Annotated in this window: 27 protein-coding genes; 16 read left to right on the top strand and 11 right to left on the bottom strand. The window is 61.0% G+C overall.

Features of this window, described 5'->3' with window-relative positions; genetic code table 11:
* Positions 1–32 precede the first annotated feature (32 nt).
* Positions 33–581, top strand: coding sequence for a flavin reductase family protein (locus tag JT360_RS16400; RefSeq protein WP_214472691.1), 549 nt, complete (start codon positions 33–35; stop codon positions 579–581).
* A 13-nt stretch (positions 582–594) separates the two neighbouring features.
* Here the strand turns inward: JT360_RS16400 and JT360_RS16405 are convergent, their stop codons facing one another.
* The 6 genes from JT360_RS16405 to JT360_RS16430 form a co-directional block, all read right to left on the bottom strand.
* Positions 595–1,335, bottom strand: coding sequence for a ribonuclease activity regulator RraA (locus tag JT360_RS16405; RefSeq protein ID WP_214472692.1), 741 nt, complete (start codon positions 1,333–1,335; stop codon positions 595–597).
* 23 nt (positions 1,336–1,358) lie between these two features.
* A complete protein-coding gene (locus JT360_RS16410; RefSeq protein ID WP_214472693.1) occupies positions 1,359–2,522 on the bottom strand; it encodes a mandelate racemase/muconate lactonizing enzyme family protein in 1,164 nt (387 codons plus the stop codon).
* 27 nt (positions 2,523–2,549) lie between these two features.
* Positions 2,550–3,647, bottom strand: coding sequence for an ABC transporter ATP-binding protein (locus JT360_RS16415; RefSeq protein ID WP_214472694.1), 1,098 nt, complete (start codon positions 3,645–3,647; stop codon positions 2,550–2,552).
* Positions 3,648–3,660: 13 nt separating this feature from the next.
* Complete coding sequence (locus tag JT360_RS16420; protein WP_214472695.1) at positions 3,661–4,551, bottom strand: carbohydrate ABC transporter permease; 891 nt, start codon at positions 4,549–4,551, stop codon at positions 3,661–3,663.
* The gene (locus JT360_RS16425) at positions 4,548–5,507 is read right to left on the bottom strand and encodes a carbohydrate ABC transporter permease (RefSeq protein ID WP_214472696.1); all 960 of its coding nucleotides are present in this window, start codon (positions 5,505–5,507) and stop codon (positions 4,548–4,550) included. Before JT360_RS16425 ends, JT360_RS16420 begins: the two co-directional genes overlap by 4 nt.
* A 78-nt stretch (positions 5,508–5,585) precedes the next feature.
* Positions 5,586–7,064, bottom strand: a complete 1,479-nt coding sequence (locus JT360_RS16430) for an ABC transporter substrate-binding protein (protein WP_214472697.1) — start codon at positions 7,062–7,064, stop codon at positions 5,586–5,588.
* Between the two features lie 183 nt (positions 7,065–7,247).
* On the opposite strand from JT360_RS16430, the gene JT360_RS16435 reads away from it, so the two are divergent.
* The 5 genes from JT360_RS16435 to JT360_RS16455 all read left to right on the top strand — a co-directional run bounded on the left by JT360_RS16435 (position 7,248) and on the right by JT360_RS16455 (position 12,238).
* On the top strand, positions 7,248–7,958 hold the full coding sequence (locus JT360_RS16435) for a GntR family transcriptional regulator (RefSeq protein WP_214472698.1): 711 nt from the start codon (positions 7,248–7,250) through the stop codon (positions 7,956–7,958).
* Positions 7,959–8,014: 56 nt separating this feature from the next.
* Complete coding sequence (locus JT360_RS16440) at positions 8,015–9,181, top strand: mandelate racemase/muconate lactonizing enzyme family protein (protein WP_214472699.1); 1,167 nt, start codon at positions 8,015–8,017, stop codon at positions 9,179–9,181.
* 58 nt (positions 9,182–9,239) lie between these two features.
* Positions 9,240–10,598, top strand: a complete 1,359-nt coding sequence (locus JT360_RS16445) for a mandelate racemase/muconate lactonizing enzyme family protein (RefSeq protein WP_214472700.1) — start codon at positions 9,240–9,242, stop codon at positions 10,596–10,598.
* A gap of 104 nt (positions 10,599–10,702) precedes the next feature.
* A complete protein-coding gene (locus JT360_RS16450) occupies positions 10,703–11,029 on the top strand; it encodes an NIPSNAP family protein (protein ID WP_214472701.1) in 327 nt (108 codons plus the stop codon).
* 9 nt (positions 11,030–11,038) lie between these two features.
* Positions 11,039–12,238, top strand: coding sequence for a mandelate racemase/muconate lactonizing enzyme family protein (locus JT360_RS16455; protein ID WP_214472702.1), 1,200 nt, complete (start codon positions 11,039–11,041; stop codon positions 12,236–12,238).
* 114 nt (positions 12,239–12,352) lie between these two features.
* Here the strand turns inward: JT360_RS16455 and JT360_RS16460 are convergent, their stop codons facing one another.
* Positions 12,353–13,495: a mandelate racemase/muconate lactonizing enzyme family protein gene (locus JT360_RS16460; RefSeq protein WP_214472723.1), complete on the bottom strand. Its 1,143-nt coding sequence runs from the start codon at positions 13,493–13,495 to the stop codon at positions 12,353–12,355.
* 133 nt (positions 13,496–13,628) lie between these two features.
* On the opposite strand from JT360_RS16460, the gene JT360_RS16465 reads away from it, so the two are divergent.
* The 5 genes from JT360_RS16465 to JT360_RS16485 all read left to right on the top strand — a co-directional run bounded on the left by JT360_RS16465 (position 13,629) and on the right by JT360_RS16485 (position 18,569).
* Complete coding sequence (locus JT360_RS16465; protein ID WP_214472724.1) at positions 13,629–14,264, top strand: GntR family transcriptional regulator; 636 nt, start codon at positions 13,629–13,631, stop codon at positions 14,262–14,264.
* 128 nt (positions 14,265–14,392) lie between these two features.
* A complete protein-coding gene (locus JT360_RS16470; RefSeq protein WP_214472703.1) occupies positions 14,393–15,631 on the top strand; it encodes an ABC transporter substrate-binding protein in 1,239 nt (412 codons plus the stop codon).
* A gap of 146 nt (positions 15,632–15,777) precedes the next feature.
* Positions 15,778–16,641 carry a carbohydrate ABC transporter permease gene (locus tag JT360_RS16475; RefSeq protein ID WP_250888843.1) on the top strand — a complete coding sequence of 288 codons (864 nt, stop codon included), beginning with the start codon at positions 15,778–15,780 and terminating at the stop codon, positions 16,639–16,641.
* Positions 16,634–17,479: a carbohydrate ABC transporter permease gene (locus tag JT360_RS16480; RefSeq protein ID WP_214472705.1), complete on the top strand. Its 846-nt coding sequence runs from the start codon at positions 16,634–16,636 to the stop codon at positions 17,477–17,479. The genes JT360_RS16475 and JT360_RS16480 overlap by 8 nt, the downstream gene beginning before the upstream one ends.
* 10 nt (positions 17,480–17,489) lie before the next feature.
* Positions 17,490–18,569 carry an ABC transporter ATP-binding protein gene (locus tag JT360_RS16485; RefSeq protein ID WP_214472706.1) on the top strand — a complete coding sequence of 360 codons (1,080 nt, stop codon included), beginning with the start codon at positions 17,490–17,492 and terminating at the stop codon, positions 18,567–18,569.
* A gap of 31 nt (positions 18,570–18,600) precedes the next feature.
* Here the strand turns inward: JT360_RS16485 and JT360_RS16490 are convergent, their stop codons facing one another.
* The 3 genes from JT360_RS16490 to JT360_RS16500 are packed head-to-tail and all read right to left on the bottom strand — an operon-like array spanning position 18,601 to position 22,157.
* Positions 18,601–19,422 carry an alpha/beta hydrolase gene (locus tag JT360_RS16490; protein WP_214472707.1) on the bottom strand — a complete coding sequence of 274 codons (822 nt, stop codon included), beginning with the start codon at positions 19,420–19,422 and terminating at the stop codon, positions 18,601–18,603.
* 10 nt (positions 19,423–19,432) lie between these two features.
* Positions 19,433–20,914 carry an NAD-dependent succinate-semialdehyde dehydrogenase gene (locus JT360_RS16495; RefSeq protein WP_214472708.1) on the bottom strand — a complete coding sequence of 494 codons (1,482 nt, stop codon included), beginning with the start codon at positions 20,912–20,914 and terminating at the stop codon, positions 19,433–19,435.
* A gap of 16 nt (positions 20,915–20,930) precedes the next feature.
* On the bottom strand, positions 20,931–22,157 hold the full coding sequence (locus tag JT360_RS16500) for an iron-containing alcohol dehydrogenase (protein ID WP_214472709.1): 1,227 nt from the start codon (positions 22,155–22,157) through the stop codon (positions 20,931–20,933).
* A 190-nt stretch (positions 22,158–22,347) separates the two neighbouring features.
* On the opposite strand from JT360_RS16500, the gene JT360_RS16505 reads away from it, so the two are divergent.
* Positions 22,348–23,049 carry a GntR family transcriptional regulator gene (locus tag JT360_RS16505; protein WP_214472710.1) on the top strand — a complete coding sequence of 234 codons (702 nt, stop codon included), beginning with the start codon at positions 22,348–22,350 and terminating at the stop codon, positions 23,047–23,049.
* 201 nt (positions 23,050–23,250) lie between these two features.
* A complete protein-coding gene (locus tag JT360_RS16510) occupies positions 23,251–23,844 on the top strand; it encodes a DJ-1/PfpI family protein (protein WP_214472711.1) in 594 nt (197 codons plus the stop codon).
* Between the two features lie 227 nt (positions 23,845–24,071).
* On the opposite strand, the gene ku is transcribed toward JT360_RS16510, so the two are convergent.
* A complete protein-coding gene (gene ku / locus JT360_RS16515) occupies positions 24,072–24,908 on the bottom strand; it encodes a non-homologous end joining protein Ku (RefSeq protein WP_502845469.1) in 837 nt (278 codons plus the stop codon).
* Between the two features lie 188 nt (positions 24,909–25,096).
* Here ku and JT360_RS16520 point away from each other — a divergent pair, with 188 nt between their 5' ends.
* From JT360_RS16520 to JT360_RS33980, 3 genes are all read left to right on the top strand, one after another.
* Complete coding sequence (locus tag JT360_RS16520) at positions 25,097–25,300, top strand: CsbD family protein (RefSeq protein ID WP_214472713.1); 204 nt, start codon at positions 25,097–25,099, stop codon at positions 25,298–25,300.
* A gap of 74 nt (positions 25,301–25,374) precedes the next feature.
* Complete coding sequence (locus JT360_RS16525) at positions 25,375–25,617, top strand: hypothetical protein (RefSeq protein ID WP_214472714.1); 243 nt, start codon at positions 25,375–25,377, stop codon at positions 25,615–25,617.
* Between the two features lie 266 nt (positions 25,618–25,883).
* Positions 25,884–26,012 (top strand): hypothetical protein, encoded by a 129-nt coding sequence (locus JT360_RS33980; RefSeq protein ID WP_284731753.1) that lies wholly within the window; start codon positions 25,884–25,886, stop codon positions 26,010–26,012.
* Positions 26,013–26,381 lie beyond the last annotated feature (369 nt).

The raw sequence follows: 26,381 nt of genomic DNA on the forward strand, positions 1-26,381 counted from the left end.
CCCCCTTTTCATGTTGCAGAAGAGATATTTCGATGAGCTTCCCGCATCCGATGACCAACGCCTTCCGCGAAGCTTTTCGCCGCCATCCAGCCGGTGTCGCCGTGATCACGGCCGACCCCGGTGACCGGCCGGTAGCGATGACCGTGTCCTCGCTGATTTCGGTAAGTGCCGCGCCGCCGGTCGTCGCCTTCTCGCTCTCGATGAAATCCACCTCGTCCGAGCCCCTGCTGCGGGCCGAGACGATGGTGATCCATCTGCTCCGCTTCACTGACATCGACCTGGCGCAACTCTGCGCGTCAAGCGGCGCGGAACGGTTCCCGCCGGGAGGTGCCTGGGCGCGGCTGCCCACTGGCGAACCGCGCTACACCGGCGTTTCGACCTGGTTCCGTGCCCGCCGGCTCGGCGTTCTGCCTATCGAGGGGGCGACGCTGGTCGCGGCGGAGCTGCTGGAGGGCGAGGTGCAGCCGGACGAAGTCCCTCCTGAGGCGCATTCGCTGGTCTATCTCGATCGTCGCTGGCATCGCCTGCACAAGGAACTTGACGGCGTTGCCGAGCTTCTCGATTCGTCGCGTTTTCTTTAGCGTGTCCGGTCTATCAAGATTTGGGATTGGCTTTCCGCCAAGCCTCGTACTCTTCGCCCGCGCTTGGGTGCAGCGGATAGTAGCGTTGCAACGATCCGCCCTCCATCAGCTTCTCTCGCGAGAACTCCTCCCAATCGTGATGCTTCTGTGATTCTTCGATTACCTTCCGGGCCATTGCGACGGGAAGCACCACCACCCCGTCGTCGTCGGCCACGATAATGTCGCCTGGGATCACAGTAACACCGCCGCAGGCAATCGGAACGTTGACGGCATTGGGATAGATGCTGGTCTGCACATGGTAGTTTGGCGTCCAACCGCGCAGCCATAGGGGCAGATCGAGCTTTTCGACATTGGGCCGGTCGCGCATGCATCCGTCGATGACGATGCCGGCGCCGCCTCTGCCCTTGAAATAGGTCGACATCATATCGCCGAACACGCCCGAACTCATGTCGCCGCGCGCGTCGACCACCACCACATCGCCTTGCTGCGCATGGTAGAGGACGTGCCGGTGCAATTGCGTTTCCGGATCGGCATATTCACCTTCGTTGAACAGGTCAGGCCGCTGCGGCAGGAACTGCAGCGTCAGGGCCGGCCCGACGATCGATTTCCCGTGGTTCTGCGCCACCGGACCGACCATGTGCGGATTGCGGAAGCCCATGTGGCCAAGCGTGCCGGCAACCGTCGCGGCGCCGATCTCCCTCAGCGCATCGATCAGGTCCTTGGGCGGCCTCGTGATGTCGGGAGTATGCGTCATTGTCGGACTCCGGTTGAAGGGAACTACCAGTTCGTAACAGAACCGTCGCGGCGCTTGAGGTGAGGGGCTTCCCAGAAGCGCAGGCTCTGCGCCTGGACCGCCGCTTCGTTGACTTCGATGCCGAGCCCCGGCAGATCCCCGACCGGATAATCTGCGCCGTCGAGCCGCGGTTGTACGGGAAAGAAGTCCGAATTGTCGAAGCCCAGCTTTCTTTCGGGTGCCCTGGTCTCGAGCCACGCGAAGTTCGGCACCGCGGCGGCGAGATGCACGGTCGCGGCGGTGCACACCGGACCAAGCGGATTGTGCGGCATCAGGTCCACATAGTGCGCCTCGCTCCAGCCAGCGACTTTCATCGCCTCGGTGAGCCCGCCGACATTGCAAACATCGAGCCTGTTGAACTGGTGGATGCCGCGCTCGATGTAGGGCAAGAAATCCCACTTGCTGGCAAATTCCTCGCCGATGGCAAAGGGGATATCGGTCATCGTGCGCAGGGATTCGTAGGCCTCCGGTGTCTCGGCCCGTATCGGCTCCTCAAGGAAATCAAGCACGCCGCGGCCGAGCTTGTTGCAGAAGCTCGCCGCCTCGGCCACAGACAGGCGATGATGATAATCGAGGCCAAGGACGACGTCGTCGCCCAGCGCCTCGCGCGCTTTGTTCAGCATACTTGCGGTAGCGCCGATCGACTCGCGCGGCTCGAAGATGTCCCTGCTGCTTTGCCCGATGGGGAAGAAGCGGATCGCCTGCCAACCCTGTGCGCGGAGTTCGCGGGCGCGTTCGATGGCAACATCACCCTCGGCCTCGTCACCGGTCGAGGCGAAGGTGGGGATGCGGTCGCGCTGCTTGCCGCCCAGCAGTTCGTAGACCGGCACCCCCAGCGCCTTGCCCTTGATGTCGTGGAGGGCGATGTCGATGGCGGAAATCGCCGCCTGCAGAACTCGCCCGCCTTCGAAGTACTGGCTGCGATAGACCTCCTGCCAGATCCGCCCGATCTGCATGGGGTCGCGGCCGATGAGAAACTCGCGATAGTGCTCGACCGCGCCGGCCACGGCTTTCTCGCGACCGCTCAAGCCGCTCTCGCCCCAGCCGAAGATTCCCTGATCCGTCTCAACCTTGACGAGCATCTGGTTGCGCGTTCCTACCCACACTGGGTAGGGCTTGATCGCGGTGATCTTAAGCTTCTCGGTCATCCAGCCCACCCAACGAACCGCCTTGTCTCAGTCGGCCTTGAGGGCCATTTCAGTTTCGCCGTCGAACAGGTGCGTGCGCTCCTGGTCGAATTCGAGCCAGATCTGCTCGTCGGGTGCGACGGCGACGTTGGGCGACACACTGATGTTGACGATGGCGCCGGACAGCAATGCCTGCACGAAGGTGACGTCTCCGGTTGGTTCCACAGTGTAGGCCTTGGCCGGAATGGCACCGGGGACGGCGCTCTTGTGCAGCTTGATCGTCGAGTGTCGCGCTCCGAGCACCACCTTCTTGGTCGTTGCCCTCGCGACCTTCCGGGCGTTGTGCGGCGAGAGCTCAAGGCTCCAGCCCTCCGCGCCGGTCAACACAGTGCTGCCGTTTGCGGTCGATGCCGTGAGCGGAATAAGGCTCATCGCCGGGCTGCCGATGAAGCTGGCGACGAACATGTTCACCGGATGGGCAAAGACCTGCGCCGGTGAATCATATTGCTGCAGGTTGCCGCCGTTCATCACCGCCATCTTGTCGGCCATCGTCACGGCTTCGAGCTGGTCGTGCGTCACATAGATGATCGTCGCCTTGAGATCCTGGTGGAAGCGCTTGATCTCCGACCGCATCTGCACGCGCAGTTTGGCGTCGAGGTTGGAGAGCGGCTCGTCCATGAGGAACACGGCCGGGTCGCGGACGAGCGCGCGGCCCAGGGCGACGCGCTGCTGCTGCCCGCCTGAAAGTTCGCGCGGCTTGCGTTCGAGCAGATGCGTCATGTCGAGCACGCGTGCCGCTTCCTTGACCTTCCTGTCGATCTCCTCCCTGGGCAATCTGCGCATCTGCAGCGGGAACGCCAGGTTCTTGTAGACCGATTTCTGCGGGTAGAGCGCGTAGTTCTGGAACACCATTGCGATGTCCCGGTCCTTTGGGTCGAGGTCGTTGACCACCCGGTCCCCGATGACGATGTCGCCCGATGTGACCGGGATCAATCCCGCGACGAGATTGAGCGTGGTTGTCTTGCCGCAGCCTGAAGGGCCGACGAGCGCAACGAACTCGCCGTCATTGACCGTCAGCGAAACATCGTTGACGGCTTTGAAGCCGCCATAGGCCTTGACGAGATCTTTGAGGACCACGTGGGCCATCGGCAACAACTCCCTAGTGCTTGACCGCGCCTTCTGTAAGGGCGCGTACGAAGTATCGTTGCAGGACGAGGAACAGCACCACGACGGGCACGCTCATCATGAAGCTGGCCGCCATCAGGCCGGGAAAGTCCGTCGTATTTTCCGAGAAGAAACGCTGTATGCCGACCGGCAGGGTCAACTGCTCGTTCTTGGAAAGGAAGGTATAGGCATAGATGTACTCGTTCCACGCGCCGATGAAGGAATAGATCGCGGTGGCGATGATTCCGGGCGTCGAGAGAGGCATCACGATCAGGATGAAGGCCTGGAACCGCGTCGCCCCATCGATGCGCGCCGCCTGCTCGAGCTGCACCGGGATGTTGTCGTAGAAACCCTTGAGCAGCCAGATCGCCAGCGGCAGGCCGAAGGTGAGATAGGTGAGGATCAGCGAGCCGTGCGTGTTCACCAGCCCTATCGCGCGCATCAGGATGAAAAGCGGCACGAGAAAAATCACCGCCGGGAACATATTGCGCAGCAGCACGGTGAAGAAGAGGAAGTTCCGGCCGGGGAAACTGAAGCGCGAAAACGCGTAGGCCGCGGGGACAGCCACGATCACGGAAAGGATTGTCGTGGCGGTCGATACGAAAAGGCTGTTCCAGAAGAAGCGGAGGAAGTCCTGGCCGACGCTGTTCTGCGGATCGAGCAGTTTCTGGTAGCTGGCGAGGGTAGGCTCGTCCGGCCACCATTGCGGCGGGAATTGCGTCGCCGCGAACCCGGATTTGATCGAGGTGATCAGCATCCAGATCATCGGCACCGCGGTGTAAAGCAGCATGAACACGAGGAAGATGCGTCCGCCCCACCGCCATCCGTCAACGCGCACGCGGCGGCGGGTCTGAGCTCGAGAGGCTGTCTCGGCAATCGTGCTCATGGGCTCCCCTCCTTCCGGTCGTTGCCGCTTAGTGCGCGGACGTAGAAATAGCCCAGCGTCATCAGGATGAGGAACAGGAGCACCGAATAGGCCGATGCGACGCCCCAGCGCTGCCGGCCGAAGGCGAGCTCATAAATGTGCGTGATCCAGATATGCGATGCGTTGGACGGTCCGCCGCCGGTCATGATCCACGGGATGATGAAGGAATTGAAGTTGGCCACCGCGAGCAGCAGGATCGTCACCGTCGAGACGTTGCGCAAATGCGGGAAGGTGACGTGCCAGAAGCGCTGCCATGCATTGGCTCCGTCGACTTCCGCGGCGCGCAGCAACTGGTCGGGGACTGTCTGCAGGCCGGCCATCATCATGATCATGGCGAACGGAAACTCGCGCCAGATGTTGACGACGATCAGGGAGGGCAGTACCGTGCTGACATTGTCGATGAAGTTCGGCGGCCGGTCCGCCAATCCGAGGCCGACCAGCACCGCACCGATGATCCCGAAGTCCGAATGGTAGATCCACTTCCAGATATAGGAGGCGGCAACCGCGCTGATGACCCAGGGAATGATCAGGATAGCGCGCAGGACACCACGGCCGACAAAGTCCCGGTGTAGTGCCAGCGCGGCGGCAAATCCCAGGACAAAGGAAATGAAAGTGGATCCGATTGTCCAGATCACCGTGTTCCAGGTGACTCTCCAGAACACGTCGCTGGTGAGGATGGCCGTGTAGTTGCCGAAGCCGATGAAGGTCTTGTCACGGAGCTGCAGGCCAGGCGGCGTCTTGAAGAACGACAGTTCGATCGTGTAGTAGATCGGATAGGCGATGACGACGAGCATCACGGCGATCGCAGGGAGCACGTAGGCGTAGTCCGCGCGATGCTCCCATATCTTGCGCAGCACGCCGAACCTGCCGGGTGGCAATCTTCGGCGAACCTCGGCCTTGCCGGTCACGGTCGTCACTTGTGGTATGCCCTTGTTGTTCGGAACGAACCGGCCGCGCTATTGGCGCAGCCGGTCAGATCGCAGGTCAGGCTTGGACTAGAGTCCACCCATCAGGTCTTTTACCTTCTTGGCCGCGTCGTCCGCCGCCTGGTCGACGGTCATCGCTCCGGTCAGGGCATTCTGCAGCATGTCCGGGATGATGATGTTCATGATCTCGGGGGACTGCGGCAGTGCTGGGAATGGGATGCCGTATGGCAGCATCGACGTCGTGACATCGAGGAACTTGATGTTGTCCAGACGTTCCTTCATCCATTTGGTCTTGAAGCCGTTAAGGTTGCCTGGGTTGGAGCCGGCGTAGGCCATCTTCAGCGACCATTCAGGGCTCGTCCACATGCAGATGATGGCCTTTGCAGCCGGCTCGTCCACCTTGCCGCCCTCGACATATTCGGGCTTCAAAATGTGTATGTTCGATCCCCCGAACACGACGGCGCGCTTGCCGTCGGGGCCAGTCGGAATGAGGCCGTAGCGCATGTTGTCGATGACGGTCTGGGCCTTGTCCTTGTCGGTGCCCGTCGCCTTCTTCTGCAGGTCGAGCATCACATTGTAGTCGGACGGGTGCGAGATCATCATGCCGAGCTGGCCGGCGACGAACAGCGGCTGGTTGTCGGCCTGCTGGTTGGTGAGCGCCGAAACCGGAACCGACTTGTCACGAACATACATGTCGTACGATGCTTGCAGCGCCGCCTTGCTCTGCGGGCTGTCGAGCTCGACCTGGCTGTAGGTCGGGTTCGCCGTCGCTTCGTCGAAGACGCCGCCGCCATAGGCCCATAGCTGCGGCATGAAGCGGTACGGCGTGTTGCCGGCATTCTTGCGCGCCACGAGGCCGTAGCCGGCAATGCCGAGCTTGTCGTGGATCTGCTTGGAATATTTGACGACGTCGTCCCAGGTTGCCGGGGCCTTGTCCGGATCGAGGCCCGCCCGCTTGAAGATGTCGGCATTCCAGATGAACGCCATCGTCTCGTTGTTGGTCGGGATGCCGTAGGTCACGCCCTCCCAGGTCACGGCCTTCATGGCGCCGGGCCAGAAATCATCGGTCGAATAGCCCACATCCTCGGGCTTGAGCGGCTGCAGATACCCCTTCGAGGCGAACTCGGTACCCCCCAGGATTTGCAGGCGGACCGCCATTGGCGCGGCATTACCTAGGAGCGCCGTGCGGAACTTGTCGAGAAGGTCGTTATAGGTGAGGGCTTGATCTTCGAGCTGGATGTTCGGATAGGTCTTGCGGAAGGTCTCGAAGAAATCCTTGTAGTACTGGCGCAGGAGATCGGGGTCGCCCTCGAACACGCCCTGGTACCAGAAAGTCAGTCGCCCCTTGTAATCGAGCGGGGTGACCTTGGCGCAATCGGCCGCCGTGTCGAAATCCTGTGTTCCCGCGATGGAGCGCACATATTCCGGCGACCACTTGCTCAGGTCGACCGGCGGCGCACCCAACGCCGATGTGGACATCAGCGATGCCGTCAAAACACCGACGACAGTGCCGCGCAGGACCGCACTGCCGAGCGTAATCCTCGTCATAGGTATCCTCCCTGGTTCTCCGCCCTGCGATCGCGAGGCTGCCTTTGTCGGCACGGTGTACCCTCTCGATCACTTAGTACGTTTTCAGATCGTGGATTGCCTGTCAACGCACTGGATCGTACATTGTTTGTGAAAGCCGTGTGTGATATCGGGCAAGCTGTGTATTGATCTGAGGAGCCCGCCTTGGCCGAAATAGGCGATTTCAAAGCCATGCCACCTGTTGGGATTGATCCCATCGGGGCCTCCAGCGAGGGCGCCTCGCTTTACGAGCGGATCAGGGAAGACATCATCGAGGGACGGCTCGCCGCCAACGAACGGCTTGTGGTCACCGATCTCGCCCGGCGTCACGGCACATCGACCAACCCCGTGCGCGAAGCGCTGCAGCTGTTGCGTGGGGAGGGCTTTGTCACCTTTGTCGCCAACCGCGGCGCGCGCGTCCGACCCATAGATCAGGATTTCGTCCGCGATATCTACGAGATCGGTGTCCTGATCGAGCCGGCCCTGACGCGATGGTTTGTGAATATGGCCACCAGCGAGGACATCGCCGAACTCGAACGTCTCCAGGGCCTGATCGAAGAGAACAATTTCGCCGACACGTTCAGGCACAGTGAGCTGGATACCGCCTTCCACACCGTGATGTACCAGCGGCATTACAACCGCCATGCCGCCGAGCTTTGGTGGAAGCATCGCGAAGTGCTGCGAGCCGTGAGCCGGCGTTTCAATTTCACGCTCGCGCGGCGGGCCGCCATCATGCGCGAGCATCGCGAACTCATCGCGCTGGTGAAGGCGGGAGAAGCCGACAAGGCGGCCGAGCTCGTTTCCCGCCATGTCGAGGGTTCCGGCCGGCATATTCTCGAACAGATGCGTGCGCGCAACGCCGCTCGGGCCGGATAGGACGAGAGGTCTAGTCCAGAACATCGTGCCTGACATTTCAGACAAAGGGAGTTGAGATGAAAATCACGAGCATCCGGCCGTGGCTGATCAAGTCCGATGCTTCCTATTGGGGAGAGTACCTGTTCGTCGAGGTGACGACCGACGAAGGGGTGAGTGGGTGGGGAGAAATCACCACCACGACGAGGCTCGCCAACCGCGCCCTCTGTACGATCCTGCGGCAGATCGGTGCCGCGGTGACAGGCGAGGACCCAGCGCGCATCGAGCATCTCTGGCACAAGATTTTCCGCAGCTTCACCTATATGGGCAGCCGCGGCGCCGCCGTCGAATGCGTGAGCGCCATCGACATAGCCTTGTGGGACATCCGGGGCAAAGTTTTGGGCAAGCCGATCTACGAGTTGCTGGGCGGACCAGTCCGCGATGAAATCGCGCTCTACACCCATCCCAACCAGGCCAAATTCACCAGCAAGGACGCTGTGGTCCGCGAAATCTTGGACATCGTCGAGTCCGGACACACCGCGCTCAAGTTCGATCCTTTCCCCCACCAGGGCCGTAGTGCCGACGGCGTGTCCCGCGAACAGCGGGACGGCTACCTCGATGGCGGCATGACGCGCAAGGACGAGCGCGAGGCCGCCGAACTCACGGCTTTGATCCGCGAAACGGCGGGGCCCGATGTCGACATTCTCATCGATGCGCATGGCCGCTTCGACGTTCCGACCGCCATTCGCCTCTGTCGGAGCCTCGAGGAAGCGGGCCAGATCGACTGGTTTGAGGAGCCGTGCCCGCCCGAGAGCCTCAACGCCCTCAAGCAGGTGCGTGAGAAGGTCAGTGCCGCCATCTCGTGGGGCGAGCGCGGCCACACGAAGTGGGATTTCGTGCCGGTACTCGAGAACAGGCTTGCCGACTACATCATGCCGGACGTCACCTGGACCGGCGGCATTACCGAGCTCAAGAAGATCTCCGCCCTATGCGAAGCCTATTACATCCCCGTCTCGCCACATGACGCCGCGGGACCGATCAACGTGGTCGCGGGAGCGCAGGTGATGATGACCGTTCCCAACTTCTACAAGCTCGAAACGTCGGAGTGGAACCTGGGCAAATACGATCACCTCATCGACAGACCGCTCGACGTTTCGAACGGCAGCCTCAGGCTGACGGCGAAGCCTGGTCTCGGCGTTGAGATGAACCGCGACTACCTGCAGGCCCACGAGATCGAGCTGGGCTAGCCCCGCGAGCCGCACAGCGTGTGGCGCACAAGTCCGCCAACCAGAACGAGGATAAGTCATGCCAAAGACGGGTGGAGCCGACGAGGCGCTCAATCGGGTAAACACGAACTCCAAACCATCCGAGCTTCGCATCACCGACATGCGGGTAGCCGAGATCGTCGGCGCACCGTTTACCACGGCGCTGCTCAAGATTTACACCAACCAGGGCATCGTCGGGCTTGGCGAGGTGCGCGACGGCGCCAGCGCCACCTACGCGCTGATGCTGAAGAGCCGGCTGCTTGGCGAGAACCCCTGCGACATCGACCGCCTGTTCCGGCGGATCAAGCAGTTCGGCGGGCACGGCCGGCAAGGCGGCGGCGTCTCCGCGGTCGAAATCGCGCTGTGGGATCTCGCCGGCAAGGCCTATGGCGTCCCTATCTACCAGATGCTCGGCGGCCGGTTCCGGGAGAAGGTGCGCCTCTATTGCGATACTGACGCCGAGAAACCGAGCGGCACCGAGACCGGCAAGCGCCTCAAGGAGCGGATGGACCGCGGGTTTACTTTCTTGAAGATGGACTTGGGCTTGATGCAAATAGCCCATATTCCGGGCGCGGTGGTCGCGCCCGCCGGCGCGCTCGAAGGATTTCACGGCAATCCGCGCGGCCGCGGCGGCTCATTAGAGGAGCGCAAGACCCGCAACCTCGCCTATGGCGCGCAGAACGTGCAGCATCCGTTCACAGGTCTGCATTTCACCGAGAAGGGCATCGACCTGCTCGAGCAGTATATCCACCAGGTTCGCGAGATCATCGGCTACGAGATCCCGCTCGCCATCGACCATGTCGGCCACATCTCGCTGCAGGACGGAATCCGCCTCGCCAGGCGGATTGAAAAATACGTGCCGGCCTGGCTCGAGGATGTGATCCCGTGGCAGCACACCGAACAGTACCGCCAACTGCAGGACGCCACCACTGTGCCGATCTGCACCGGCGAGGACATCTACCTCAAGGAGGGCTTCGAGCCTCTGCTCAAGAGCGGCGGCCTCTCCGTTATCCACCCGGACCTGCTCACCAGCGGTGGCATCCTCGAAACCAAGAAGATCGGCGACATGGCGCAGGACCACGGCGTCGCCATGGCCATCCATATGGCCGAGAGTCCAATCGCCGCAATGGCCGCGGCACATGTCGCGACCGCCACCGAAAATTTCATGGCGCTTGAATACCACTCCGCCGATGTCGACTGGTGGGACGATATCGTGACCGGCGTTCCCAAGCCGCTCGTCAAGGACGGCTTCATCACCGTGCCCGACAAGCCGGGGCTGGGCATAGACGATGTGGTCGACGAGCTGATCAGCCAGCATCTGCAGCCCGGTGTCACGGGGATATGGCAATCCACCGAGCATTGGGACAATGAATATAGCTGGGACCGGACCTGGAGTTAGCCCAGACCCCCTGCACTCATTCCCCCCAGGCTCACAGGGCCAACGACCGACCATTCGTGTCGACCTCTCCCAAGGGAGAGGCGAAGAAAGAAACGGACGAAACCATGATCTACGAACTGCGTATCTATGACTGCCTGCCGGGCAGGATGCCGGCTTTGCTCAAGCGCTTTTCCGACCAAACGCTGGCCATCTGGGAGAGGCATGGCATCCGCCAAGCCGGGTTTTTCACCACGGCGATCGGCGAAAACAGCAATCGCCTCACCTATTTCCTCGCCTGGGAATCGCTGGCCGAGCGTGAGGCGAAATGGGCGGCTTTCGTCACCGATCCGGCATGGCACAGGGCCCGGGACGAGTCTGAGTGCGACGGGCAGATCATTGCCAATATCAGCAGCCAGCTGCTCACGCCGACAGCTTTCTCGTCTGTGAAATAGGACTGCGCCATGAAGATCACCGACCTGCGCTGCGCCGTCATCGGCAAGCACCCGATCGTCCGCATCGTGACCGACGAAGGCCTCCATGGCCTTGGCGAAGTCGAGTTCACAAAGACCTATCTCAAGCCCTTTGTGCTGCATTTCCGTGAAGCGCTGATCGGCGAGGACCCGACCGACGTCGAGCGGGTGATGCTGAAGATCCGCCAGCGCGGCTCGTTCAAGCCCTATGGCGCCGCGGTCTCCGCCATCGAGCACGCGCTGTGGGACATTGCCGGCAAGGCGGCAGGCGTGCCGGTCTACAAACTGCTCGGCGGCAAGGTGCGCGACAAGGTGCGCGTCTACAACGGCTCGATCCGCCGGAAGCGCAGCGGCGACCGGCCGGAGGATTACGCCGCCGACGTCAAATGGATGATGGAGCAGCCGCAGAACTTCTTCATGGTCAAGCAGGGAATCTCGTTCCACTCCAACATGAAGGACAGCATCGAGGGCTTCCATTACGGCGTGACGCAGAAGAAGGCCGGCTATCACGGCGTCATGGATCAGGGCGTGATCAGCGAGCGCGGTTTCAATCACATGCTCGACTGCGTGATCGCGATGAAGGAAGTGCTGGGCGACAAGGTCAGCCTGGCGCTCGACTGCGGCCCGGGCTGGATGCTGCCCGATGCGATCAAGTTCGCTCGCGCGGTCGAAAAGTACAATTTGATGTGGCTCGAGGACATGCTGACCGGCGACTATGTGCCATGGGTCAATCCGCAGGCCTATCGGGAGCTGACCACCTCCACCTCGACGCCGATCCACACCGGCGAGCAGATCTACCTCAGGCACAATTTCAAGGAGTTGATCGAGACGCAAGCGGTGCGCGTCATCGGTCCCGATCCTGCCGATATCGGCGGTATTGCCGAGCTCAAATGGGTCGCCGAGCATGCCTATATGCACTCGATCCTGATGGCGCCGCACGGAACAGCGAACGGCCTGCTCGGCCTCGGCGCGCTGATCAATGTCTGCGCCACTCTGCCCGCCAACTACATCGCCTTCGAATATCCCAGCGCCTCGGATCCCTGGTGGAACGACATTGTCATCGGCCTGCCCAAGCAGGTGGTGGAGGATTCGATGATCGACCTGCTCGAAGCGCCCGGGCTCGGCCTCGATATCGACCCCGAGGGCGCCAGGAAGTATCTGCTGGAGGAGGACGCCGGGTTCTTTGACTGATGGGGCATCGACCGGGCTATCCATGCCGGCGCCGGATCGGCGGACGCAAGGCGTTATTGCCGCTGCTTCTGTGCGCTGCCGCCTCATCAAGCGGCCGTCCTCACTCGCTCTTTCTCAACCCGGGCCGGTGAGGCGCGGATTTTCTGGCGCGGCACCCAGCTCCGATCGCGCCAGGCGCTTTGGCCTGATCCATTCGCCGCGCGCTTTTTCGGATAGTACCAATCCATGGCCAGGCCGATCGGGCGCATAAATATAACCGTCTCGGATTTCGACAGGCTGTTCCACCAGATGATCGAAGTTCTGGAACGAATATTCCAGCCATTCGACTTCAGGAAGCGCAACCGCCATATGCACGCCAACCTCGAGGAAAGTGTTGCCGATGCTGACCGGTATCCCGAGTTCAGCGGCCAGCCATCCGATGCGCATGACATCCGTCACTTGGCCGTGGACATTCAGGATATCGGCCGCATCGGCTTGCAGAAGAAGCCGCTTGCCATGGAGGTCAAGATACTCGCCGCTGTTGATCTGGGTCCATGTCACGGCGTGCCTGAGCGTTCTCAAGCCTTCATGGTCGTGACGCAGGATCGGATCCTCGACCCAGAGAAGGTCGTGACCGGCGTCGCGAATGGCCATCAATTTCACCAGCGCTTCCTTCGAGCTCCACGCCTCGTTCGGATCGATCATCACCTTCGAGCCTGCCGGAACGCAGGTCTTCAATAGCTCCAGGCGGTGCAGATCGCGGTCGAAATCCGGGTGGCCGACCTTGATCTTGAACGCGGAATAGCCAAGCGAAGCCGCATGGGAGAACAACGTCACGAAGCCGTCATCGTCGAGGTGGAAATCGAGGCCGCTTGCATAGGCTTTCACGCGGTTGCGCCGACTGCCAAGCAGGACGTGAAGGGGTAGGCCAGCCTCTTTTGCCGCAAGATCCCAAAGCGCCACCTGAACCGCTTCGTGAAAAGGAAGGGAGTAAGCCCGTTGATTGCCGCCGCGCGGGCGGTTCACACGGTGAACCAGCGCGATCGCCTTGTGTCCCTTCAAGCTCGGCCAAACCTCATGTTCGAAAACGGTCTCGATCTCCGTCTGATCAGGCAGTGGATTGAAGAGCGTCTGGATGAAACCCAGCCCCACCTCGCCACTTTCGGAAACGAGTTCCAGCGCGGCGACGTTGACATCATCCGCTCGAACCTGACTGTCCCCGATAACCCGGTCGCGGGCGAACTGAAATCGGGTTATACGAAAATGCGAAAGGCTCATCACAGGGGCTTTCTGATCGCTTACGATCATCAACTGATCTATCAGATGGCATCTTAGTACCGGACCAATGGAGGTGCCGCAAGTGGCGGGCAAAGCAAAAACTGTCTCTCGTCCCCTCGCGGCGGCCGCCCGCATGAGCGATGTCGCCTACGAGCGTATCCTGGAAGGCTTGTTCGACCGACGCGTTCCAGCTGGAGCATTCATCTCGCAAAACGAGCTGTCCGCGATCGTCGACGTGCCTGTCGCCCCGCTTCGCGACGCCCTGCGCGTTCTGGAAGCGGAAGGGATTCTGACCATCCACCCGCGCTCCGGCATCCAATTCATCAGGCCCGGCATGGAGCTTACGCGTGCCACCTACCAATTCCGCTCCATCATTGAGCGCGCGGCGGTCCGTGTCTTTGCAGAGCAAGGCGATGAAGCCGTCATGAATGCCTTGGAAATCCGCCATTCCAGGCTACTTCGGCGTGTGGAGCGGGACGGCCTCGGAAAGGAACATCTGGAGGAGATGGATGCGCTGGAGGGAGAGTTGCACGGCGCGGTTATCGCCGCACTGCGCAATCCTCTGATCGACAGCACCTACCGGCGCATGCACAATTATCTGCGTCTGCTGCGGCTCGATAGGAAGATTACAGCACCCATCATGGTCCGGACGCTCAAGGAACACCTCGACATCCTCGAAGCTTGCAGCACAAGGAATGCCGACGCCGCCGAAGGAAGACTGCAAGCACATTTTCAGGCAGCGATGCAGCGGAACCTCGGTCTCGTCTGACAGGTCAAGGGCGATCCCTCTGTTTGCCAGTTGCGCGCGCCGGCGCGGTTGCATGGCGTGGGAAAGGATGCTACCGAAACTTCACCTGATCGATCAGATTGACGATCTGATATCTTGGAGGAGATCGCATGCAGTTGAACAAGAGGCAATTTCTCATGGGTTCGGCGGCCCTGGCGATGGCAGGGCATATCGGCGGCGCCCGTGCGGCGAGTGCCATCAGTTACTGGCACCATTTCACCAGTCAGTCTGAAATGACCAGCCTGCTCAAGATCATCGAATTGTTTCAGGCGGCGAATGCGGATGTGGCGGTGACGCAGGAGAACATCCCGAACTCGGAATACATGGCGAAGGTCTCTTCGGCGGTGCTGGCCGGTGGGCGTCCGGATACCGCCATGGTCATCGCCGAGCGCTTTGCCGATCTTACCGCGATGAACGGGTTGATCGATCTTACCGAGCGGGTGAGCAGCTGGAAGGGCAAAGCCAATTTCCCCGACAATCGCTGGACTGGGCTTTCCAGCAACGGTGCCATCTATGCGGTTCCCGCCTTCGCTTTCGTCGATTGGATGTACTACCGCGCCGACTATTTCGAGGAAGCCGGATTGGCGGGGCCACCCCGGAATTTCGACGAATTCCTGGGTGCTTGCCGCAAGCTCACCGATCCGTCGAAGGGCAGATATGCCTTCGGCATGCGCGCCGGGGCCGGCGGCTTCAAATATGTCATCGACGTCATGGAGGCGTTCGGCTCGCCGATCGTTAGGGATGGGCAGCCAGCCATCGACAGGGCCGCGGCGATCGAGGCGATAACGTTCTATTCCGATCTCTTCTTGAAGGAAAAGGTCGTGCCACCGAGCGCGCCGAACGACAGCTACCGCCAGATCATGGAGGGCTTCCGCACCGGGCAGACGGCAATGGTGTGGCATCATACCGGTTCGCTGAACGAAATCTCGGCAGCGATGAAGCAGGGCAAACAATTCTCGACCGCACCGATGCCGGCCGGTCCGAAGGCGCATGTCGCTCGCGTTGCCTATGCCGGCAACGGTATCATGAAGGAAGACAATATAGAGGCTGCCTGGAACTGGGTGAGTTTCTGGGGCCAGACCGATGCTGCCCTGACCTTGCTAGAAGGGACGGGCTATTTCCCGGCCTCGGCCGCTGCCCTGCAAGATCAGCGTATCACCGGCAATCCAATCTATAGCGCGGCGGTCGAAACGCTCGAGTTCGGGCGCTTGCCAAACAATTTCGTTGGCGCCGCGGGTTGGTCTGAGAATGTCGTCAATCCCGCTTTCCAATCGGTGCTCACGGGTCAGTCGACGCCGGAGCAGGCTGTGGACCGTATGGTCCAAGGCCTCGAAGCGGCCCTTCGCTGATACATCCCGGCACGGCCTGCTCCGACGTACAGCCATGCTCTGAACGCAACGGGACGGTGCTTTCGCATCGCGGATACATGACATCAAGCCCCAGCAAATATAGGCCTTTGTGGGTTCTCGGCGAACTGTCCGAGACCCGATATTGGATGTATTTGCTGCTCCTTCCCAGCCTCGTCATGATCCTTCTGGTGATCGCCTATCCGACGCTCTACGGCATGGCCATCAGTTTTCGCGAGATGCGTCTGACGCGTCCGGGGCTGGGTGGCTGGATCGGCTTCAAACACTATGCTGGAATGTGGTCCGACCCAGTCTTCTGGGTCGCCCTGAAGAATACAGTTGTGTGGGTCACTGCCGCCGTCGTGCTGGAACTGGCGCTCGGTCTTCTCGCCGCGACGGCCCTCAACAGGGATTTGCCGGGCACGAAGATCTTCGCCGTGCTCATCCTGCTTCCCTATTTCCTGCCCAACGTCGTGGCGGGTCATATGTGGGCCTTGCTGCTCGATCCGCGGCTTGGGGTCATCAACGATCTTCTTGTTCGCGTGGGTGTACTGCAGACCTACAAGGCATGGTTCGCGGATCCCAATACTGCCCTTGCAGCGACCATCCTCGTCGAGGCATGGCATGGCTTTCCATTCTTTGCCCTGTTGTTGCTGGCGGGCCTGAAGAGTATCCCTGAAGATCTCTACAGGGCAGCGGCCGTGGACGGCGCAGGCGTTTCGGCGCAGCTCAGGCTGATTACCTTGCCCATGCTCAAGACCGTGATGGCGGCGGCGGTGATCCTGCGCGTCATCGGTCTGGTCAATTCGCCCGATCTGCTCCTCATTCTCACCGGTGGCGGGCCGGGAGATGCCACGCAGGTTCTGTCCTTGTACGCCTTCCAGACCGCCTACAAGGAATTCAATTTCGGTTACGCGTCCGCCCTGTCGGTGGTGATGTTCGTGATCCTGATGATTTTCGCGGTGGGCTACATCCGCCTCTCCAGGATTACCAAAGGAGGGGGCGATGATTGAAAGCAAGCGCCGTCGGCGGATGATCGCAAACATCGCCACCTACTTCGTCCTCGCGACCCTGTCGATATTCTGCATCGGTCCGATGATTTGGATGCTTCTGACATCGCTCAAATATGAGGCCGACATTGTCACCCAGACGATGCAGTACATACCGAGGCGAATTACCTTCGACAATTATGTGGCCATCTGGACGCAGTCCGGCTTTCCGCGGCTTATCGGCAACAGCCTTGTCGTCACCTTCCTGACGGTGACGATCTGCGTCGCCACGGGTACGCTTGCGGCCTATGCATTTTCACGCTTCGCGTTTCGCGGCCGAACTCAACTCATGCTCGGCTATCTCATCGTTCGCATGTTCCCGGCAGTGATGATGATCATTCCGCTCTATGTCGTCATGCGCGGCGTTGGTCTCGTGGACAGCCGTTTCGGACTTGCGCTTGCCTATACGAGTTTCCTGCTGCCGCTGTTCGCGTGGATGCTCAAGGGCTTCTTCGATTCCGCACCAAAGGAACTCGAGAGCGCGGCGCGCATCGACGGGTCGACAAGGCTCGGTGCCATGATCCGCATCGTCCTGCCGCTCGCGCGCAACGGCCTGGTGGCAAGTTCGGTGTTCATTGCCATCGCTGCGTGGAACGAGTTCCTGTTCGCCCTGATGCTGACGACGGGGCAGGGGTCTCGCACCTGGCCCGTCGGCCTGCAACTGATGGTTGGCGAGTTCCAGCTACCGTGGGGCGTCCTGGCGGCGGGCGGCATTCTCAGCATACTGCCTGTCGTCGTTCTTTTCGCCATTGTCCAGCGAACCATGGTTCAGGGGCTGACCGCAGGCGCCATCAAAGGTTAGGAGTATTCGCATGGCGACACTTTCCATCAAGGACGTGCGCAAGTCCTATGGCTCCGTACAGGTGCTTCACGGGGTTGACATCGAGCTCGAGGACGGAGGCTTTCTGGTTCTGCTCGGACCGTCCGGATGCGGCAAGTCGACCCTGCTCAATATGATTGCAGGGCTCGACGACACGTCCGGAGGTGACATCCTGATCGGCGGACGCTCCGTCGTGGATCTTGCGCCCAAGGACCGCAATATCGCGATGGTGTTCCAGTCCTATGCACTTTACCCCACGATGTCGGTTGCGAGAAATATCGGCTTCGGATTGGAAATGCGGGGCGTGGAGGCCGACCAGCGCAAGCGCGCCGTCGACGACGCCGCGCAACTGCTGCAGATCTCGCATCTGCTCGACCGACGTCCTGCCAACCTTTCGGGAGGACAGCGGCAGCGCGTTGCAATGGGGCGCGCGGTCGTGCGCGACCCGGAGCTATTCCTCTTTGACGAGCCGCTTTCCAATCTCGATGCGAAGCTGCGCGTGGAAATGCGCACCGAGATCAAGCGCTTGCATGAGCGCCTCGGCACGAGCATCGTCTATGTGACACATGATCAGATCGAGGCGATGACGCTGGCCACCAAGGTCGCGGTGATGAAGGGAGGCCACATCCAGCAGTTTGCCGACCCTCGCACCATTTATGAAAGACCCGCCAACGTGTTCGTCGCAAGTTTCATCGGATCGCCGGCGATGAACTTCCTGCCCGGACGACTGGTCCCGGACGCGAATGGCGTGCGTTTTGCAGCGAATGGCGTATCGGTCGCATTGCAGGCCCGCAAGCGGCCGGCCGATTTCGAGCGCCCGGTGATCCTGGGCATAAGGCCTGAAGAACTGAAGGCGGTTGCGCGCGATCAAGCTTCAGTCACGGGGGTTATCGACGTGGTGGAGCCTACCGGACCTGAAACAATGGTGACGGTGCAAGTTGGCGAACAGTCGATCATCGCCCGCTTGCCACCGAGGTTTGCAGGCCGGCGAAACGAGCCGATATTCCTTACGGTCGATCCGGCAAGCGTCAACCTGTTCGATCCTAGCAGCGAGCAGCGCATCGATATTTAGGGGCATGGCAACGCCGATATCGGCAGGTAGCTCAGCGGTCGTTGGCAATCAGTTTTATCAGGCACTCGCCAGCTTGGGTCCCCGGCACACCGAGATCTCGGACACTGTCCATGTGGTTGCGGTTCTTGAGAACAAGCGAGGTTGTCGACGATCCCTGTCGCTGCAAGTTCGTCACGAATCGAGCGGCTTGCCGATGGAAGGGTGGCGTCTCGTTGGCTCCGACCATAACCGTCGCCTTGGTTAGCGGGTCATGCCGATGGGCAAGCGGTGTAAACATGGCGACCTCCTCATCTGTGATCCCAATCTCTTGGGCGAGAAAGGAATCCTGGAGCGGTTTCAAATCGTAGAGCCCGCCGAGCAGAAGGGCGGCTCTCACATTCGAGGGAGCAGGCTCGCCGTTGAAAAGAAACGTAGCAAGATGCGCTCCGGCGGAATGGCCGCTGACGGTCAGCGCTGCCGGGTTCCCGCCATGGTCGGAGATATTGGCCAGAACCCACTGCTTGGCGCGGCGCACCTGGTCGATGATCGTCGCCATCCTGACCTTGGGCATCAGCGCATAATCGAGGATTACGGCAATGGCTCCTGCCTCGGCAATCGTTGTTGCGACATAGGAATAGTCGCGCTTGGAGAACATGCGCCAGTAGCCGCCATGGATGAAGATATGCACCGGAAGGTCTCTGCGCCTGCCCGGCGGAAAGAACACGTCGAGCCTCTCGGCCATGCCTTCGCCATAGGCGACATCAGCCACCATCGACAGCGCGTTCCTGGTTGCTGCGCTGCGCGCCACGAGATCGGCCACGATGTCGTCGAAATCGGCAACGTGGTCGCGGATGCGAAACGGATCTTTCGACATGGTGGCCTGTTCAGAAAGTAACGGCAATATATTTGGCTTCCATGAATTCGGCGATACCGTGATGCTGGCCGCCTTCGCGGCCGAGGCCGCTCTGTTTGACACCGCCGAAGGGTGCGGCCGGATCCGACATCAGTCCACGGTTGAGGCCGATCATGCCGGCCTCGATCCGGGAGGCGACCCTCATGCCTCGGCCAACATCGCGTGTATAAATGTAGGCGGCAAGACCGTATTCCGTGTCGTTAGCATGCGCGATAGCCTCGGCCTCGGCCTCAAATCTGGTGATGGGAGCGACCGGTCCAAAAATCTCCTCATGCGCCATCGCGGCATCTGGCGGCACGTCCGCCAGCACCGTGGGCGGATAGAAGAAGCCTTCGCCCTCCAAAGTCGAACCGCCGCAAAGCACCTTGGCCCCCCGGCTCACCGCGTCGTTGACCAGACGGTCGATCTTGTCGACAGCCCTTTTCGTGATCATCGGCCCGCATTCGGTGTCGGCATTCGTGCCCGCCCCCACCCTAAGTGCCGCCATGCGCTTGCGTAGCCCATCGGCGAAAGCATCATGAATTCCCGACTGCACATAGAGGCGGTTGGCAGCGGTGCAGGCTTCGCCGGCGTTGCGCATCTTGGCGATCATCGCGCCGTCGAGCGCGGCCTCGAGATCGGCGTCGTCGAAGACGACGAAAGGCGCGTTGCCGCCGAGTTCCATTGAGCAGGAGATCACGTTCTTCGCTGCCTCGGCAAGCAAGGTTCGGCCAACACCCGTCGACCCGGTGAAGGAGAGCTTCCTGACACGCGGATCGGCGAGCATGGCCGATGTCAGCGGTCCGGGATTAGTCGTGGTCAGGACGTTCACCACACCGGCCGGCACGCCGGCTTCGCTGTAGAGCGCCGCTAACGCATACGCCGTCAGGGGCGTTTCGCTGGCCGGCTTCAAGATGACCGTGCAGCCCGCCGCGAGCGCGGGCGCGATTTTCCGTGTCGCCATTGCGGCCGGAAAATTCCACGGTGTGATCAGCACGCAGATGCCGATCGGCTCGTAATCGACCATGATGCGGTTCGTGCCCGAGGGCGCGGTGCCGAACTCGCCGGTGATGCGAACGGCTTCTTCCGCGTTCCAGCGGAAAAACTCTGCGGCGTAAGCCACTTCGCCGCGCGCGTCGCGCAGCGCCTTGCCGTTCTCCAGCGAGATCAGCATGGCGAGCGTTTCAGACCGTTCCACCATCAGCTCGAAACAGCGCCTGAGAATTTCCGAGCGCTTGCGCGGCGCGGTTTCCCGCCAGCCCCTGGCGGCTTTGGCCGCTGCTTCCACGGCGGCGGTGGCGTCCTCGAGCGTCGCATCGGGAACCGCCGCGATCACCGCCCCGGACGAGGGATCGACGACGTCGATGAGCCGGCCATCGGATGACTGCCGCCAGGTGCCGCCAATATAGAGCCCATGCGAAAAGCCGCGCACGTCGTAGCCGTCCTGGTCGAGCTGGTGAGGGTTCAGATTCATGGCTTTGTTCCATTGTTTACATAACGCAGGCGGCCAGGTCGCCGTCATGGGCGGCCTGAACGAGGCGTCGCATCGCTCCGAGATCGAAGGGGCGCGGGTTGTTCTTGATAAGGCGGTCAATGCCGAGCGCCTGTTCGGCTGTCCAGTCGAGCTTGTCGGCGGGAAGGCCGAGATCCGCCAGTGTTGGTGTGATGCCGATCGCCGCGAACAATCTCCGGATCTCCTCGATGGTGATGCGCGCCATCTCATCGGCGGTTCTCCCATTCACCTCAAGGCCAAGTGCAGCACCTATCTCGGCCATTTCGGCGCCGGCGACGCGGCTGTTATAGGTCATGACGTAAGGCATCATTGTTGCCACACCCAATCCGTGAGCTGTGTGGGTGAGCGCGCCCGCCGGATATTGCACGGCATGCGCCGCGGCTGTGCCGGCGGTGCCAAACGCGCAGCCCGCAGCCAGCGCCCCCATCATGACATCGGCACGCGCATTTGCGTCGGTGCCGTCGGTGCAGGCCCTCTCCAGACTACGCCCCAGCAGTCTGATGGCCAGCAACGCGAAATGGTCGGTCAGCGCGGTCTTACCGATGAAGACATGTTGTTGCGGCAGGTTGGGATCTTCGCCGCGCCGCATGGCGGTGAAGGCCTCGATGGCATGCGTCAAGGCGTCGGCGCCGGCGATCGCGGTCAAGCCGGGCGGACAGGTCATCGTCAGCTCGGGATCACAGACAGCGACAGCGGCGATGAGATAAGGGCTCGATATGCCGACTTTCAGCGTCCGGTCCGGATCGGAAATAACCGCGACCGGCGTCACTTCGGAACCGGTGCCGGCCGTGGTCGGCACAGCGATCAGTGGCAGCGTCGGGCCGGGCACCTTGAACTCACCGTAGTAGTCCTGGAGCTTGCCGCCATGGCTGAGCAGCAAGGTGGCGCATTTGGCGAAATCGAGACAGCTGCCACCGCCGATGCCGATCACCATGTCGGGCTTGAACCCCTTGGCCTCCTCGACGCAAACGCCGACCGTGTCGCGCGGCACGTCGGGCAGGACGCGGTCGTGCACGAGTACCCCGATCGAGGCCGATTGAAGCGAATTGATGATCTCGGCGAACGCCGCCGTGCCGGCGAACCGCTCGTCGGTACAGACCAGGGCGCGACGACCGAACCTTCCGGCTATCGTCGGCAGCACGTGGCGTTGCCCGTTGCCGAACAGGATTTCACGCGGCAACCGTAGGGCAGCGAAGAGGCTCATGATTATCGGGTCCTTTGACGGCGGCTGAACTGAAACGCAGGCATTAAACACGGAGTAGGGGGTAGGGATCGGGCAGTCCAAGAGCCTATCTCTCGCACCTAAAACGTATCCGCTTTAAAATCGTATAGGATATAGGATTGCATCGACCGGAGCATCGTGTTAGCAGTGCTCACTGTCAAGAGGCAAAAAGATGCAGACCGCAAACTTACCCGATACGATCGATGTCACCGTTGGAGCTGGTCGCATCCAGCGCGCCAACAGCCTCGTCGAAGATGTTTATGAAGCCATCTTCGCACAGCTGATGGCGCTGAAGATCGCGCCTGGGTCACGCATTACAGTCGACAGCCTGGTCAAGGAATTCAACGTCTCGCACACGCCGATCCGCGAAGCGCTCGGCCGCCTCGAAGGCGAAGGCCTGGTGCTCAAGACGCATCTGATCGGATACCGAGCCGCGCCCCAGATCAGCCGGCGCCGTTTCGACGAATTGTACGAGATGCGTCTGCTGCTCGAACCGCATGGCGCCGCAAAGGCCGCCGCAGCCATGGACGAGGCCAAGCTTAATATCTTGCTCGAGGCCGCCGGCGTGATGTCGCGCCGCGAGGGCAAGGACGATCGCGTTCGCTATTCGAACTTTGCCAGGCAGGACGCGATTTTCCACGACAAGATCATGGAGTTCTCTGAAAACGAACTCATCCGCGAGACGTTGGGCCACCAGCACACCCACTTCCATATCTTCCGCCTGATGTTCCATGCGCGCGTGACCGAGGAGGCGCTCGACGAGCACGAGGCGATCCTCGCTGCGTTCGGCGCAGCCGATCCCGACGCCGCCGAAAAGGCGATGCGCATCCACATAGAGCACTCGCGCGATCGTCTGCTGCCGGCATTCGATTGAGGCCGAAGCCCATGTCCATTGCCGCGAATACCGCCGAGGAGGGGGGATGCACGTTGTCGCCGGCAAGCTCGATGCGCCGCTGATCACCCAGGCAAGCGCCAAGGATACTATTTCCCGGACTCGCCATTCTGACCCGGTCCTATTTCGAAGACAGGCAGGGCGCAATCGCGCCTTGCCAAGCCCAAAGAGAGAGGAAGAGCCATGCCAGGCAAAAAAATCCTGATGCTGACCGGTGAGTTCACCGAAGAATACGAAATCTTCGTCTATCAACAGGCCATGGAGGCCGTTGGCCATACCATCCATGTCGTCTGCCCCGACAAAAATGCCGGGGACCTGATCAAGACGTCGCTGCATGACTTCGAAGGCGACCAGACCTACACCGAAAAGCTCGGCCACTACGCGCTGATCAACAAGACTTTCTCGGATGCCGAGAAGCAGCTTGACCAGTATCACGCCGTCTACTGCGCGGGCGGCCGCGGTCCCGAATACATCCGAACCGACAAGCGCGTGCAGTCTATGGTCCGCCACTTCCACGACGCCAAGAAGCCGATCTTCACGATCTGCCATGGCGTCCAGATTCTGATCGCCGTCGACGGCGTCGTTCGCGGCAAGAAGGTGGCGGCACTCGCGGCTTGCGAGCCGGAGGTGACGCTTGCCGGCGGCACTTACATCGATCTGTCTCCTACCGATGCCTATGTGGATGGGACGATGGTTTCGGCCAAGGGTTGGACGGCGCTTGCTGCGTTCATCCGCGAATGTTTGAAGGTGCTGGGAACGGAAATCCGCCACGCGTAAGCTTTTGGAGCCGACGCATTCCCAAGGGGATGCGTCGGTTCCCTTCGATGGGTTGCGCCCTGCTGGTCTCGTTGCGGCACGCCGCGGCTGCTGTCCGTCAGGTTGTATTTCGCCGTTTCAATGACGCCGGCTTCGCCGTCCTTTGGCGACTTGCTTTACCGCAAAGTGCCGGCAAAGCCTGGCGGCCGCCAGTCCGGCAAAGCCCGTGCCGCGGCAATTCTTAGGTACTACGCCGTCTTGCGTTTCGGTGAAGCGCTCTTCCCGGGCTTTGCCAATCCTTCCTGTCTGAGGCTCTTCTTCAGCACCTCGGCCAGGTTGATGACATTCTCTCTCGGCTTCGGTGCCGACTTCGGCGGCTGCTTGCCCTTTCGCTTTGCGTCGATCATGGCAATCAGCGCATCTTCGTAGGTGTCCTCGAACTCAGAGGGATCGAACGTCGTCACCCTCTTGTCGATGAGCAGGCCGGCGATTTCGAGCAGCTCGGGGTCATATTTTTGCTTCTTCAAGTCGCCGAACACGCTGTCTTCCGAAACCATTTCACGCTGGTTGCGTAGCTCGGTCATCACCATGCCCTTGCCAAGAGGTTGGATCAGAACCTCCCGGCCGCGTTGGTAAAGCACGACGCAGGAGCGAGCGGCGACGCGCTTGTTCTTCATGGCATCGCGGATCACGCCATAAGCCTCGGCGGCGGTGCCGTCGGACGGTATGAGATAATAGGGCTTTTCGAGATAGCGTGTGTCGATCTCCTCGACCGGTACGAACTCACCGACTTCAAGCGTATGCTTCGACGTCAGCTTGAGTGCCTTGATGTCGTCAGGTTCGATCTGAAGGTACTCGTCCTTCTCGACCTCGAAACCCTTCACCTGATCCCCCGGATCGACAGGCTCTCCGGTCTCCTCATCGCCATAGACGCTTTTGACGGGAAGTCCGTCCTTGCGATTCAAGATCTTGAAGTGAATTTTCGACGCCTCGCTTGTGGCGCCGACGATCTTTACGCCGCACGACACTGAACCAACCTTCAAAAAACCTTTCCAGGCAGCGCGGGGAGCGACCATTTTGTCCATCCTGTATCCGGTGAGGCAACGACTTTTCTGCTAAATCGTTCCGCCCGGCCCACGTAAGCTGCCGCGCCCGTGTGAAGCCAGGATGCCTCCCAATCCACCTGCCGTCCGCTTCCAGGAACATCCTTCGCTGGATTGCGTTTCCTATCCGAAGCTGTCCGAAGCTTTTCAAGAACCAAGGGGAGCGTGTGATGGACTGGAACCGCGTGGAAGGAAACTGGAAACAGGTGAAAGGCAAGGTCAAGGAGCAGTGGGGCAAGCTCACCGACGATGACCTTGACCGCATTGCCGGCAAGCGCGATCAGCTCGAAGGCAAGATCCAGGAGCGTTACGGCATCGCGAAGGATCGTGTGCGGCGCGACGTCGACGATTGGTGCAACAGGCAAGGTTGGTAAGACGTCATTCCGCAGGGCGCCGGCGATCGCCGCGCCCTCTGCATCGAAATTTCTCCTACGGAAGGAGACGAGTGATGGAACTGATCGATACCCGGGTGCTCCACGAAGCAGGAACCGACCGGGTCGAATTCTGGGGAGAAGGCGGCGAGTCCGTCAGGGTGACGCTTGCCTCCGGCGACACGAAGCGGACGGACGATGAAATCATAAAGGCCGCCAAAGTCGTGCTGGTGCAGATCGCAACCTTCGGCATGACGGACGAAGAGGCGAACGCCCGTGCGCAACACGTTCCGGCATTTGCCGTTGCCAGGCAGAACTGACATGGGCCCGTTTACACGTGTTGTTGAATTCTTCAGAAGGGCTCGATCCCCCTCCGGCGAAATGCGCAAACAGACGGGAGCTGGCCCGGCCGTTGCCACCCACTCCAAGGATGCGGCCTCGAACGCTCCGACAGGCCAAAATCCGCTGGCTTCGGAAAAGAAAGCACGACCCGAAAGGCGGCGCGACGGCCTCCGGGACGTTGATTGACGCCTGCGTACGCAGGAGGGCAAAGGCGCATTCTCAGGTGGCAGCAAGGAATCGTGCAGTGGCAGAAAATCTTTCGCGAGAAGAGGAGCAACAGGGCACCAGGAGGATCGTCATGTGGGCGGTGGCGGCTGCCGCCGTGATCTTCATTGTTCTCCTGGCTATTTTCGTGTTCGGCCCGTTGGTGTGACTTCCTCTGTGGCGACTTAGCTGGCTGTCTCCAAACTGGCCCGACAGGGATCGCGCGCTTCAGCGACATTAAGAAGCCCACCCAGCGTTTGGCAAACGGCTCACGGATTGCGCCCGACAAATTTGCTCCTGGGCGAAACCGCGGTCTTGCAGGCGCATGCCAAGCCCCAGCAGGCTCCTAAATTCTATATGGCGATCGCAATGATCACGCTGGTGGCAGTGGGTCTCAATTTCTTCGGCTTCAATCCGATGAAAGCCCTGGTCAGGCATCGTGCAAGGGTTTTCCACGCCTCCTCTCCTGCTCCTCCTTCTCATCATGACCAACAACCGCAAGATCATGGGTGACAAGGTCAACAGCAAAAGCACGAAT

This window comes from Mesorhizobium sp. dw_380, from assembly GCF_018588885.1.
Classification (GTDB): domain Bacteria; phylum Pseudomonadota; class Alphaproteobacteria; order Rhizobiales; family Rhizobiaceae; genus Mesorhizobium.